Origin of the sequence: Roseateles sp. SL47, from assembly GCF_026625885.1 — a bacterium.
Lineage (GTDB): Bacteria > Pseudomonadota > Gammaproteobacteria > Burkholderiales > Burkholderiaceae_C > Roseateles.
This window is the reverse complement of the sequence record NZ_CP113068.1, coordinates 4,551,166-4,563,817: the sequence shown is the minus strand read 5'-3', so window position 1 is coordinate 4,563,817 and position 12,652 is coordinate 4,551,166. Positions and strand designations below refer to the sequence as shown.

Sequence of the window (12,652 nt, the reverse complement as noted above, 5' to 3'; positions counted from 1 at the left end):
CCGCCGTTGAGCGCACAACAAGCAAAAGAAGCGAAACAAGATGAGTAATGCCGCTCCGGCGGGTCCGCAGCCATTGTCCGGTTCAGCCCTGGTGCTGGGGACCGTGTCACTGTCGCTCGCGACCTTCATGAATGTGCTGGACTCGTCGATTGCCAACGTGTCCTTGCCGGCGATTGCCGGTGATCTGGGCGTCAGCGCGACGCAGGGCACCTGGGTGATCACGAGTTTCGGCGTGGCCAACGCCATCTCCGTGCCGCTGACCGGCTGGCTGACGCAGCGCTTCGGCGCGGTGCGGCTGTTCACCACCAGCGTGCTGCTGTTTGTGTTGGCGTCCTGGCTGTGTGGCTTTGCCCACTCCCTGGAGATGCTGGTGGCCGCGCGGGTGCTGCAGGGCCTGGTGGCCGGGCCGATGATTCCGTTGTCCCAGACGCTGCTGCTGTCCAGCTACCCCAAGCACAAGGCGGGCACGGCGCTCGCGTTATGGGGGATGACCACCCTGGTGGCCCCGGTGGTCGGGCCTCTGCTGGGGGGCTGGATCACCGACAACATGAGCTGGCCGTGGATTTTCTACATCAACGTGCCGGTGGGCCTGTTTGCGGCCGGGTTGACCTGGAGCATCTACCGCACCCGCGAGACGCCGACCAAGAAGCTGCCCATCGACAGTGTGGGGCTGGCCCTGCTGGTGTTGTGGGTGGGGGCGCTGCAGATCATGCTGGACAAGGGCAAGGAACTGGACTGGTTTGAATCCGGTCAGATCCAGATCCTGGCCGTGCTGGCGGTGGTGGGCGTGGCGGTGTTTGTGGTGTGGGAACTCACCGCCGAGCATCCGGTGGTGGACCTGCGCCTCTTCGGGCGCCGCAACTTCCTCTTCGGCGCCTCGGTGCTGTCGGTGGCCTACGGGCTGTTCTTTGGCAACGTGGTGCTGCTGCCGCTGTGGCTGCAGCAGTTCATGGGCTATACCGCCACGGCCGCCGGTTTTGCGCTGGCGCCGGTGGGGGTGCTGGCCATCCTGCTGTCGCCGGTGGTGGGCCGCAAGGTGTCGGTGTGGGACCCGCGTCTGATGGCCAGCTTTGCCTTTGTCATGTTCTTTGTAGTGCTGCTGATGCGTTCGATGTTCACCACCGACACCAGCCTGGGGATCATCATGGTGCCCACGGTGTTGCAGGGGGCGGCGCTGGCGTTTTTCTTCATCCCGCTGACCACGCTGACGCTCTCCGGCATCCCGCCGGAACGGATTGCCGCTGCGGCGGGCTTGTCGAACTTCGTGCGGATCACCGCCGGCGCGATGGGGACGTCGATTTCCACCACCGTGTGGGAAAACCGCGCCACGCTGCATCACACCCATCTGGTGGAGCACATCGGGCTGGGCGATGCGGTGGCCGGGCAGACGCTCAACACACTGCAGGCCGCCGGCATGAGTGGGGACCAGGCCTTGTCTTACCTCAATCGTCTGGTGGATCAACAGGCCTTCACCCGGGCAGCGGACGACATCTTCCTGGCGTCGGCCGTGCTGTTCATCGCTTTGATCGCCTTTGTGTGGATCACCCAGCGGCCGCCCAAGATGGGTGCACCGGTGGACGCTGGCGGCGCGCACTAAGGGGCGCCGCCGCCCACCCATCGCCCCGTGGGGTGTGCTCAACCGGCACGCCGCACGGGGCGATTGTCTGGGTGGACCGCTTGTTTCGTCGCTGGCGGGCGGGCGCCTTGCCCTGACAGACCAGGAGCCTGCCGCCGATACCCCCCTGTCCGGGCGATTCGGGTGACGGCCTGCTTGGAGCGGCTCTCTTGTCCGTCTGCCATCTCCCCGTAAGATCTTCGTGTTCCGTCACGCTGTAGACCCGGACTGCGTGCCGCCCCATCACTTGCATGAACGAAGGGACCGCGATGGCCGGGACGACTGACACCCCCGCATTTCTGACGGGCGATGGTGAGATGGCTCGGCAATTTCGCAGCCACGACTGGTCCCGGACCGCTCTGGGCCCGCCGGCCACCTGGCCCGCCGGGCTGCGTGCCATGGTGCGGCTGCTGCTCACCACCCGCCAACCCGCCCTGATCTTTTGGGGGACGGAACACCTGTGCCTCTACAACGACGCTTATCGGCGCCTGCTGGGGGACGCGCCGCCGCCAGGCATGCTGGGGCGACCGGTTCCAGAGATGGCGTCCGACCGCCTGGGCGAGGGGCCTGCCGACGCGGCGACCCGCCCCTGGGACCATTTCCACCTTCAGCTCCACGCCGTGATGCGGGGCGAGAGGGTGACCGGCCATCGGCTCAGTCAGCTGCCCCTGCTGCCCTTGCTGCCCGACCCGTTGCAGGAGGGCCCCTCCTGGCATTGCGCCTTCAGCCCGATCGATGACGACGCCTCCCCCCATGGCATCGGTGGCGTGCTGGTGTTGTTTGCCGAGGCCCCCGCGCCGCATCCGGTCGCCCCCGAGCTGGCCAAGGAGCATTGGCAGTTCGCCAAGCTGTTTGAGCAGGCACCGTCCTTCATGGCGCTGCTGAGCGGGCCGGATCATGTCTTCACCATGGTCAATCCGGCCTATGTGGCGCTGGTCGGCCAGCGCCCGCTGCTGGGCAAGACCGTGCTGGAGGCGCTTCCCGAGGCCAGGGAGCAAGGCTATCTGGACATTCTGAACCGGGTGTACCTCACCGGCCGGCCGCATGAAGGCACCGAGGTGAACTACCGGCTGGAGCCGCCGGGCGAAACCGCACGTTGGGTGACGGAGGACTTTGTCTGCCAGCCGATCCTGGATGACCAGGGGCAGGTGACCGGCGTGTTTGTGCTGGGCTCGGATGTGACGGCGCGTGCCAACGCCCAGGACACCCTGGCCGCCAAGGAGGAGCAACTGCGCCAGGCCACCGAAGGCGGAGGGGTGGGCCTGTGGGATGTGGACCTGGCGTCCGGCTCCATCTACTGGACGGTGCGCACCCGGGAGATGTTTGGCATCTACAGCGACCGGCCGGTATCCCTGCGCGACTTCTATGAAGGGCTGCATCCGGCGGATTTCGAGGCCGTGTCCCAGGCCTTTGCCGCCGTGACGGTGCCCAATGGCGCCAAGCTCTACGACGTGGAATACCGTACCGTCGGCAAGGAAGACGGGCAGGTTCGTTGGGTGGCCGCGCGCGGCATCCCGGTGCTGGATGCGCATGGGCGGGTGACGCGTGTGGTGGGCTCGGTGATGGACATCACCCAGCGCAAGCATGACGAGCAGCGTATCCACGACCTCAACGACGCTCTGGAGCAGAAACTGTCGCTCTACCTGGCCGAGCGCAAGCTGTTTGGTGATCTGGTGGAGGGCACGGATGCGATGGTGCAGGTGTCCGACCACAACTTCAATTGGATGGCCATCAACCATGCGGCGGCCGCCGAGTTCGAACGCATCTTTGGTGTGCGCCCCAAGGTGGGCGACAACATGCTGGTGGCGCTGAAGGACTTTCCGGATCAGCAGGACGGGGTGAAGGCGGTTTGGCGGCGCGCGCTGGACGGCGAAGAATTCACCGATGTGCGGGAGTTCGGAAGAGAGGGGCGCAGCCGCCACTACGAGATGCATTTCCGCCCGCTGCACCGCGACGGGCGGCGCATCGGTGCCTACCAGTTTGTCTACGACGTCACCGAACGCATCGAGAAGGAAGAGCGCCTGGCCCGCACCGAAGCTGCCCTGGCCCAGGCCCAGAAGATGGAAGCCATCGGCCAACTGGTGGGGGGCATTGCGCATGACTTCAACAACCTGCTGCAAGCCATTCGCGGCAACTTCGACATCATCGCCAAGCGTGCAACGGACGCCACGATGGTGGCCCGCTGCGCCGAGAAAGGTCAGTTGATCTCCTCGCGGGCGACGAAGCTGACGTCCCAGCTATTGGCCTTCTCCCGGGAGCACAGTTTTGACCTCAAGCCGGTCAGCCTGCGGCGGTTGCTGAACGATCTGGAGCCGCTGTTCCGCACCACCTTGGGTTCTCGCATCGGCTACACGCGTGAGGCGGTGACGGTGGACGTGTGTGTGTTGGCCGATGCGGTGCAACTGGAAATGGCGCTGCTGAACCTGGTGATTAATGCCCGGGACGCCATGGCGGACGGCGGCCATCTGGTGCTCAGCGTGGCGGAGCAGGGCAGCGCCGTGCTGGTGTCGGTGGCGGACGACGGCACCGGCATGCCGCCCGAGGTGCTGGCCCGCTGCTTTGATCCGTTTTTCACCACCAAATCGGTCGGCAAGGGCAGCGGGTTGGGCTTGAGCCAGGTCTACGGCATGTGCAAGCGGGTGGGCGGGTCGGTGGACGTGCAGAGCGTGCCGGGCCGTGGCACCACGGTGACGCTGACGCTGCACCGCGCCGAGGCTGGTCCGGAAGAATGCGCAGGCCTGGGCCCCCAGGCCCCGCAGGATGCCCGCCGCCACTACGTGCTGGTCGTGGATGACGATGCAGACGTCCGAGACTTCCTCACCGATGCGGTCCTCTCCCTCGGCCACGATGTGGTCACCGCCTCGGGCGGGCGGGAAGCGCTGCGCATCCTGGGCACGGAAAAGGTGGACCTGTTGCTGGCGGACTTTTCCATGCCGCAGATGGACGGCGCTGAATTGGCCCGGCATGCGCTGGCCCTGCGACCCGACCTGCGGGTGGTGTTTGCCAGCGGGCATCCCGATGCGGACGCCTTCCATGCGGCGCTGGGCCGCGAGGCCGTGGTGCTGCGCAAGCCGTTTGACATCGAGACCTTGCGACGGACGCTCAACAGCCAGTGGATGCGAACACCGGCGCATTAGCGGGCGCTTGCCGCCATCACGGCCTGATCACGTGGGGGCGGGCAGCCCGATGAGGTAGGTGATGAGGTCGTCCAGCTCGCTGGACTTGTCAAACACCCGGTCCGCGCCCAGGGCCTGGCAACGGTTGCGCATGTCCACCGTGGCGTAGTTGCTCAGAATGATGATCTTGGCTTCGGGCTGCAGTTTGCGGGCCTTGGGCAGCAGCGAGAGCCCCGTGCCGCGCTTGAGGAAGATGTCGATGATGATCACATCACAGGGCACCGCTTCATCCAGCAGCCAGCGCAGCGCCCCGGCCTCATCGTCGGCCTGGCCCACCACTTGCAAATCCACCATTTCCTGCAGCGTGGCCACCAGGTTGTCGCGGATGAGCGGGCTGTCTTCCACCAGGAAGCAGCTCAGGGTGCCAGGCGTTGCGTGGGTCGTAGGCGGCGCGGACATGGGGGCGATTATCACGAACCGGCGCCCCGCTTGGCATGGCGCGCGAACGCAGCGTTGCATTCCGACAGCGCTGCCTTGTCCTGATCGTCGGGCGCCTCGCCCAAGTCCACCAGCGGCAGCAGGGCCGCCAGCGGCCCCACGGCCACACCGAGCACGGCGGCGGGCACCACCCGGCGCAACAGGGGCGCCTTCTCCAGGCTGATCGACGGATCGGACAATGTGCCTTCCACTTTCAGCGGTGTGCGGAGCGTGAGCGGACTGACGTCCTTGGGTTCCACCTTCGCCCGCAAGGCCATGCGTTCAGTGGCCAGCGAAATATCGCCCTCCACGCGGACCAGCGAGTCGCGGGTGTCCACAATCATGGGCTGGGGCGTGACACGGCCGTCCTTCACCGCCAGATCCGCGATGCCGCATTGCACCGGCAAGTCCTTGTCCCCGCGGATGAGCACACCTGCCGCCTGGGCCAGGTCGATGCCGGCCGCTTCCACGATCAGGTGGGAGACCGTGCCTTGTGTCCAATACAGCACGATGCGGCCATCGGCCGTGGCCAGCAGGTCCGCCGCAGACCGGCCGCGGCCATCCAGCGAAATGCGCCCCCCCATCAGCCCGGTGACATAGGGCGGCTTGTTGGGCGCGCGGTGGGTCTGCAACCACTGCTCCAGGAGCACACCCGCCACGCGCAGACGCACTTCCCAATGGGCGCTGGGCTGGCGGCCATCCAACACGATGCGGCCGGAGAACTGGCCCTTGGCCACGCGGGCGTCAATGTCGCGGATCTCCAGCACACCGTCGGTCAGCACAATGCGTCCCTTGAGCGGACGAGCGGCCTGCAGAAAGGCCGTGCCGGATTCAAAGCGGTCCAGATTGACGGTGACGTCGGCATCCATGGCCCGCAGGGCGGGTAGATCGAACTGGCGGTCCGGCAGCACGCGATTGGGCTTGCTGGACGTGGGGGCCTTGCGGTCGGTGGGCAGACCGATGGAGGGCCCCAGATCGGCCAGCCAGAGTTCACCGCCGCGCAACTCACCGGTGAGACGGGCCTTTTGGTTGCGTGGGCGCTTGTAATCGAACTGGCCCTTGAGCTTGCTCTTTCCGATGGTGGCGGTCTGCACCACGGTGGACCAATGGGTGCCGTCACGCTGGAGGGTGCCCTTCATCGCGAAGGGCGGTGTGGTCGGCAGGGTGACCCCCAGCGGTTCACCGACCGCTGCCAGGGACGGGCCCGCGAGCTGGTAGCGGCCGGTCAGGCCTTGGCTGCCCAGCAGGTCACGCACTTCGCCGTCGAATGAGAGGCGGGCACGGCCGATGTCACCCCGCAGGGTCACCTCCACGGCGGGCGCATTGGGGTCGGAGGACAGCCAGGGCAGGGCAGAGCTGGTGCGCAGCCTGGCCTTGATGGGCATGTCGTGGAAATGGCCTTCGGCCGTGGCGAGGACGCCCTGGCGTGCGGCCACGGTTGTGCCGGTGGCCGCAGAGCCAGCGTCGGACGCTGCAGCGGCTTTGTCCGCAGGCGGGGGGGGGGCGCTCGCGCGGGTGGCATTCGATCCAAACGGAATATCGGCCCGGTCCAGCAGATGCTCATCCGGCGGTGGCATGTCCCACGATTCTCGCAAGGCGAATTTCACCAGCAGGGACAACTGCTGGATCTTGTCATCCACCACCGCCGACCCCTGGCGAACGCTCAGCAGGTCAAATCCCACCCCGTCCAGCCGGGGGCGTTCCCGCACCTGGGTGCTGCTGTCCGGCTGCGGGCCGAACTGCCAGCTGGCGCGGCCTTCCACATCTCGCTCCAGCCGCAGGGCCAGGTCACCGGCCTCCAGGCTCTTGACGCGGAGCGGCCCGCCGCGTTTCAGATCCAGCAGATCGCTGTAGCGCAGCGCCAGGCGCGCGTCCTGCGCCACCACCATCGGACCCATGGTGCTCCAGCTCGGGCCGCTGATGCGCAGGCTGTCCGTGTGCAGGCGCAGGCCGCCAATGAACCGTAGCGTCCAGCGGGTTTCACCGGAGCCATCAAAGCTGACCATGCGGTCCAGCTTCTCGCTGAGCCAGTTTTCCAGCGGACGGCGTAAAAACGGCCAGCCCAACGCTTCACAGACAGCCACGCCGCCCATCAGCAGGGCCAGCACGACCACCACGCCGGTGAGCCAGTGGTGGCGGGCTTGACGGGCCCTCGAGGTGGGAGGGGTGACTGGGCCCTCAGAGCTGTCAGGGCGGTGTGGGCCGTCTGGTCCGTCAGAGCGAGGGGGCAGCGGGCCCGCTGGGGCAGACGTTGGCGGGTTTGGGGTCATTGTTGTCACCACCAATGTTCAAGAAGGCTGGAGAAGTATTCCTTGCCACGCTGGAGCAAGGGCCGATGCTTCCAGGTGTCCAGGTCGATGGTGCGTGAGGCGCTGCGGTCCTTCAGGAACATGACCGTCATGGCACTGCCGAAGTCCTCCCCCAGCACCACCGCATTCACTTCGTTGTTGTGTACAAAGCTGCGCCAATCCATGTTGCTGGAGCCCACGGTGGACACCACACCGTCAATCACGGCTGTCTTGGCATGAAGCACGGCATCCTGCAGCTCATGGATCTTCACGCCGGACTTGAGCAGCCGCTCATAGTGGCTTCGGCCGGCATGCATGACCGGTGAGAAGTCGCTTTTGGACGGCAGGATGAGCTGCACGTCCACGCCGCGCTCGGCGGCGGCTGTGAGCGCATCCACCATGTCCTGACCGGGGGCGAAATAGGCCATGGTCAGGTAGACACTGCGTTGGGCCGCACGGATGCTGCCCAGCAGTAGGGTGTAGATGCGGTTTTCCTTGTCCTGCGGTGTGCTCGGCACGATGCGCATCAGCTGCTGACCCGCCCCACCGGGGGGGGGCGGCAGTGCTTCCAGCGCGCCCTCGCAGGCCTGCTGCTTCCAGGTTTGCAGCACCATGTCGTGCAGGGCTTGCACAGCGGGGCCGCGCACCTGGATCATGGTGTCGCGCCAGCCGCGTTGTTGTTCTTCCTTGCTGGCGTCGGCCAGTTTCTTGCGGCTCTTGCCACCGCCGAAGGAGCCCCCGCCGAAGGAGCCCGATCCGGAGGAGTAGACCGCACTGATGTTGATGCCGCCGGTGAAGCCAACGTCGTTGTCGACCACCAGGATCTTGCGGTGGTCCCGCTCGGTGATGTCGTGATAGCGCCGGCTCTTGAGCGGATTGACCGGGTTGAACGCGCAGATGGCGATGCCCGCCTGACGCATGCGGTCGAAATACGCCTCCTGGGTGGAGAGCGAGCCGATCGCGTCATAGATCACCGCGACCTTCACGCCTTGCTGCCGTCGCTGGATCAGTAGTTCGGCCAGCTTTCGCGCAACCTCGGCGTCTTCGATGATGTAGCTTTCCAGGAGGATCTGTCGTCGGGCCTTCTGGATGGTGGCGAACATCGCCTCGAAGGTGGCGGGGCCGTCGATCAGCAGGCGCGCATCGTTGTTGGCAAACAGATCAACGTCCCCCACACCCGCCATCGCGGCCAGATGGCGTTTGAGCAGGTCGGCGCTGCCTTGTGCCGCCGCAGTCTGGATGACCTGCTCCCGCCGCTGCGGGCCCAGCACGCCCTTGGCGCCGACCACATCCACCTGGCGGGCCACCTGGGCGGCCGACGGTGTGGAGGCCGGCGGCTCAGGCAGGGGGCCCTGCATTGGCGGCGCCGGCGTGGCGCAGGCCGCCATGCCGACGGCCGCGCACAAGCTCACCAGCAGCGTTGCCGGGTGGATCGACAGGGCCCCCCGCTTCCAGGACCACCACCGCTTCGGTGTCGGCTTGGGCCGGTCCGTGGGGGTGGAGCGGGAGGGGGGGCATGTCGAGGTCATGGAAAGATTCAGTCCTTCAGCATGTCCAACAGCTCGTCGGCATGCTCTTCCTCATCCGCCAGGACTTGTTCCAGGATGCGGCGGGTGGTCGGGTCCTTGTCGCCGATCAGGGTGATCATCTGGCGATAACTTTCCACGGCCACGCGTTCGGCCACCAGATTGGCGCGGACCATCGACTTCAGGTCGTCCGAGTCGTCATAGTCGGCATGGCTGCGCTTGGTGAGGGAATCCGGGTTGAAGTCCGGCTCGCCGCCCAATTGCACGATGCGCTCGGCCAGCTTGTCGGCGTGAGCGCTTTCCTCGTTGGCATGTTCGAGGAACTCCTGGGCAATGCTCGGGGAGGAGAGACCGTGCGCGGTGAAGTAGTGGCGCTTGTAGCGCAGTACACAGACCAGCTCGGTGGCCAGGGCGTCGTTCAGCAACTTCACGATCGGGTCGCGCCAGGGGCCGTAGCTGGGCGTCACCGCGCCATCGTCGAGATGGCTACGGGCGCGCTCCAGTGCGGACGCGTCGAGTTGCATGGTCTGGTTGTCTTGTTCCTGCTTCATTGGCTGGCTCCAGGGTTGGGAGTGGCTGGGAAGGCCGCAGGCCGGCGCGCCTTGGCGAAGGGGCGCTCAGGCCCGTTGGGCCACGGGGCCGGGTCGGCCGGAGCTATTTGCGGAGGGCCTTGACGCCGGTGATGCCCAGCACCAACAGCACCAGGAAGATGACCAGGAAGATGCCGAACAGGATCTTGGCAATACCCGCCGCACCGGCGGCGATGCCGGTAAAGCCGAGCACACCTGCCACCAGGGAGATGACGGCAAAGATCAGGGCCCACTTCAACATGATGATGTCCTTTCACTCCGAAGCCGCGTTGCGGCACTGAGGCTCACTGTAGGGGGCACCCCCTTGGGCACGGCATCAGCCAGCCCCACGTCCGTCTGTAGGACAGCACGCCGCCGGGCCCGTCTCGCGGCCACACGCAGGGGGCTGGACAGGAGGCTGGCCGACGGGTTGCCGGACGGGTCCTACACCAGCGCCCGGCAAGGTATGACAGACATCGCAGAGGGGGATGGATAGGCTTCAGTCATCCAAGGTCCTTCGGGCCGTCCCTCCATCACCTTCCCTGGGAGGAAGGCCATCAGACCGGCTGCTCACCGAGCCGGCACCAGGAGAAAACATGAAGCTGAAGCTGCTGACTCAGACCTCCACGACCGCGCTGGTGACGGCGGGCGCCGTGATCTCCGCCGTGATGATGGTGGCCGCGCCTGCATTTGCCGCCAGTGCAGTGGGCAAGTCCTCCGCCGCCAGCACCTACGAGAAGGAGCGGGCGGCCTGCCTGGCCGGGCGTACCGGGCAGGACAAGACCCCCTGCCTGAAGGAAGCGGCCGCAGCCCGGGACGAAGCTCGTCGTGGCCATCTCAAGACGGCCAGCGAAGAAGAACTGGCGAACAACGCGATGCTGCGCTGCCAGCGCGTGGCCGAGGAAGATCGTCAGGACTGCCGGGCCATGGTGCTGGGGCAAGGCACGCGGGAGGGCAGCCTGCAAAACGGCGGCATCCTGAAGAGGATCGACCGCATGGTGGAAGAGAACCCCACCGGGGCCGGCGCAGCGCCCAATCCGCCCACCCTTCAGCCGCCCCCCGTCCCGCCTGTGCCGCCAGCACCCCCCGCAGGCATGACGCCGGAACGGCCGAAGGCGCCGCCGCGTCCTCTTCCGCCGGCCAGTGCTGCGTCCCGTTGACGGCTCAACCATCTTCCGGATTCCCAACTGCACGACATCCCTAGCCCGGATCTTTCACGAGTAGCGTACTGGATGGGTTCGCGGCGCTGATTTGCTTGTCCGAACGACGATTTGAGGCGCGTCGTGGCCGTTTGCTGCGTTGAGCTTGGTTGATGACACACACCCAGGCGCGATTACCCCTTCCCCGGCTTGGGTTGCGGGCCGGTTTGGTGTCAACGCGCGGGCCAGGCACTGGATGAGTTGCTAGGGGCTGAGGGCGCCAGCAGCGGCCAGGAAGACATGCTTCATCGGGTGAGCCGATGCCAGCAGGACCCGCACGCGGCGGGTGTTGCGCAGCACGGCCGCGCCAATCTTCAGCAGCCTGGTGCGGATGGTGGCGGTGCAGGCCTGGGCCAGCTCGGTGCCTTGCAGCGCCAGTCGGCGCAGGTTGATCATCAAGGTGTACGCCAGCGCCGCCAGCAGCAGCCGCAGCTGGTTGGCCCGGAAGCGGTGGCAACTCGCACGCCGGCCAAACAGATCGAGTTGCGCTTCCTTGATGCGGTTCTCGGCTTCGCCACGGGCGCAGTACCGGCGCTCGTACAGAGCCTTGGGCGATCCCGGCAGGTCGGTGACGATGAAGCGTGGGTTGACACCTTGCTCGCCATGCTCCAGCCGCGCGATGACGCGACGCTCCTTGTCCCAGGTGTGGGCCGCGTACTGGAACTCGCCGAACATCCGTTGCTTGCTGCGCCTGGCAGAGAACTGCTCGGCCAGCGCCAGTTCTGCCAGTGCTACCTGATCGTTCAGACGCGAGTTCTTCTGCAGCCCGATGATGTAGCTCACGCGCCAGCGCTCCAGGCGCTGCAGCACGCGCGGGCGGCAAAACCCCGAGTCCGCCCGCACGATGATCTTGGTCTTCGGCCACGCGCGGCGCAGCGGCACCAGCAAGCGCTTGATCAGCGCACTGACAACGCTGGCCGGGTCCCGGTCGCTGGGGCGCAGCACGCAGGCCAGCAGGTCCTGCCCGGCGAAGACGTACAGCGGCAAGTAGCAGTAGTTGTCGTAGTAGGCGTGGAAGTGGCCGCGCTCTTGCTGGCCGTGCAGCGGCACATGGGTGGCATCGACATCGAGCACCAGCTCCTTGGGCGCCTTGGCGTGGCTGGCGATGAACTGCTGCATCAGCACGTCGTGCAGCACCGCCGCATGTTCGGCCGTGGCCGCCGTCTCCAGGCGGCTGAGCGTGGGCGCGCTGGCCAGCGGCTCGGCACGACCCACGGCCGTTTGCATCAACAGATCGCTGCGCAACACGTTGTGGTCGCACACGTCCGACCAGCCCAGACACAGACCGTAGATGCGCTGCGCCAGCAGGCTGCGCAGGTCGTGCTGGACACTGGCGAGGCGACGCCCGTCGCCCAGCGCCAGGGCAGCCGCGCGGGTCAGACCAAGGCGCTCATCGACCCGCTTGAGCAACAGCACGCCGCCGTCACTGACGATGTCACCACCATCGAAGGCGGCCTGGACTACACGCCTTCCAACCCGTCCGAATTCAACGGTCGCATCGGTACACTTTGGCATCGGCAGTCCTCGGTTTCCATAGGGGGTGAGATACCTATGAAAACGCGCCTCGGCACGAGGCTGCCGACCTGATGCTCATGAAATATCCGGGCTAGGAGTCACCCATGCTGAAACGCATCCTCCCCCTGGCACTAGCGGGGTATGCCCTGTGGCAGTGGCAGCAGCACCGCAGCCAGAAGCTGCACAAGACTGTCGGGAAAAAGCCTGAGGAGGTCACCACCTGGGAGGGCGAGGGCGGTGCATTGCATCAAACCGGCGCCCAACTGGGTCCGGAGCCCACTCGAAGCGTTCCCATCCCTGAAGACACACGCGGCGGTCCGGCTGCCGCGGCGTCTGGGTTGCACTGA

General features: G+C 66.4%; 10 protein-coding genes. 4 read left to right on the top strand and 6 right to left on the bottom strand.

Annotation, left to right across the window (positions count from 1 at the left end):
* Positions 1 to 40 precede the first annotated feature (40 nt).
* Together OU995_RS19740 and OU995_RS19735 are read left to right on the top strand one after the other, a co-directional pair.
* The gene (locus OU995_RS19740; protein WP_267831763.1) at positions 41 to 1,597 is read left to right on the top strand and encodes a DHA2 family efflux MFS transporter permease subunit; all 1,557 of its coding nucleotides are present in this window, start codon (positions 41 to 43) and stop codon (positions 1,595 to 1,597) included.
* Between the two features lie 269 nt (positions 1,598 to 1,866).
* Positions 1,867 to 4,752, top strand: coding sequence for a PAS domain-containing protein (locus OU995_RS19735; protein ID WP_267831760.1), 2,886 nt, complete (start codon positions 1,867 to 1,869; stop codon positions 4,750 to 4,752).
* Between the two features lie 27 nt (positions 4,753 to 4,779).
* On the opposite strand, the gene OU995_RS19730 is transcribed toward OU995_RS19735, so the two are convergent.
* The 5 genes from OU995_RS19730 to OU995_RS19710 all read right to left on the bottom strand — a co-directional run bounded on the left by OU995_RS19730 (position 4,780) and on the right by OU995_RS19710 (position 9,853).
* The gene (locus OU995_RS19730) at positions 4,780 to 5,190 is read right to left on the bottom strand and encodes a response regulator (RefSeq protein WP_267831759.1); all 411 of its coding nucleotides are present in this window, start codon (positions 5,188 to 5,190) and stop codon (positions 4,780 to 4,782) included.
* Positions 5,191 to 5,201: 11 nt separating this feature from the next.
* The gene (locus tag OU995_RS19725) at positions 5,202 to 7,325 is read right to left on the bottom strand and encodes an AsmA family protein (protein WP_267831758.1); all 2,124 of its coding nucleotides are present in this window, start codon (positions 7,323 to 7,325) and stop codon (positions 5,202 to 5,204) included.
* Positions 7,326 to 7,483: 158 nt separating this feature from the next.
* Complete coding sequence (locus OU995_RS19720) at positions 7,484 to 9,025, bottom strand: phospholipase D-like domain-containing protein (RefSeq protein ID WP_267831757.1); 1,542 nt, start codon at positions 9,023 to 9,025, stop codon at positions 7,484 to 7,486.
* A gap of 8 nt (positions 9,026 to 9,033) precedes the next feature.
* Positions 9,034 to 9,546 carry a ferritin-like domain-containing protein gene (locus OU995_RS19715; protein ID WP_267836307.1) on the bottom strand — a complete coding sequence of 171 codons (513 nt, stop codon included), beginning with the start codon at positions 9,544 to 9,546 and terminating at the stop codon, positions 9,034 to 9,036.
* Positions 9,547 to 9,676: 130 nt separating this feature from the next.
* On the bottom strand, positions 9,677 to 9,853 hold the full coding sequence (locus OU995_RS19710; RefSeq protein ID WP_267831756.1) for a DUF1328 family protein: 177 nt from the start codon (positions 9,851 to 9,853) through the stop codon (positions 9,677 to 9,679).
* Between the two features lie 334 nt (positions 9,854 to 10,187).
* Here OU995_RS19710 and OU995_RS19705 point away from each other — a divergent pair, with 334 nt between their 5' ends.
* On the top strand, positions 10,188 to 10,751 hold the full coding sequence (locus tag OU995_RS19705; protein ID WP_267831755.1) for a hypothetical protein: 564 nt from the start codon (positions 10,188 to 10,190) through the stop codon (positions 10,749 to 10,751).
* Positions 10,752 to 10,994: 243 nt separating this feature from the next.
* Here OU995_RS19705 and OU995_RS19700 read toward each other — a convergent pair whose 3' ends face one another.
* Positions 10,995 to 12,305, bottom strand: coding sequence for an IS1380 family transposase (locus OU995_RS19700; protein WP_267831753.1), 1,311 nt, complete (start codon positions 12,303 to 12,305; stop codon positions 10,995 to 10,997).
* Between the two features lie 104 nt (positions 12,306 to 12,409).
* Between OU995_RS19700 and OU995_RS19695 the strand changes: the two genes are divergently transcribed.
* Positions 12,410 to 12,652: a hypothetical protein gene (locus OU995_RS19695; protein ID WP_267831751.1), complete on the top strand. Its 243-nt coding sequence runs from the start codon at positions 12,410 to 12,412 to the stop codon at positions 12,650 to 12,652.

What these genes read in the sequence shown, in the direction of transcription:
- OU995_RS19740 (WP_267831763.1), top strand. Translation starts at nt 41, where the DNA reads ATGAGTAATGCCGCTCCGGCGGGTCCGCAGCCATTGTCCGGTTCAGCC.
- OU995_RS19735 (WP_267831760.1), top strand. Translation starts at nt 1,867, where the DNA reads ATGAACGAAGGGACCGCGATGGCCGGGACGACTGACACCCCCGCATTT.
- OU995_RS19730 (WP_267831759.1), bottom strand. Translation starts at nt 5,190, where the DNA reads ATGTCCGCGCCGCCTACGACCCACGCAACGCCTGGCACCCTGAGCTGC.
- OU995_RS19720 (WP_267831757.1), bottom strand. Translation starts at nt 9,025, where the DNA reads ATGACCTCGACATGCCCCCCCTCCCGCTCCACCCCCACGGACCGGCCC.
- OU995_RS19715 (WP_267836307.1), bottom strand. Translation starts at nt 9,546, where the DNA reads ATGCAACTCGACGCGTCCGCACTGGAGCGCGCCCGTAGCCATCTCGAC.
- OU995_RS19710 (WP_267831756.1), bottom strand. Translation starts at nt 9,853, where the DNA reads ATGTTGAAGTGGGCCCTGATCTTTGCCGTCATCTCCCTGGTGGCAGGT.
- OU995_RS19705 (WP_267831755.1), top strand. Translation starts at nt 10,188, where the DNA reads ATGAAGCTGAAGCTGCTGACTCAGACCTCCACGACCGCGCTGGTGACG.
- OU995_RS19700 (WP_267831753.1), bottom strand. Translation starts at nt 12,305, where the DNA reads ATGCCAAAGTGTACCGATGCGACCGTTGAATTCGGACGGGTTGGAAGG.
- OU995_RS19695 (WP_267831751.1), top strand. Translation starts at nt 12,410, where the DNA reads ATGCTGAAACGCATCCTCCCCCTGGCACTAGCGGGGTATGCCCTGTGG.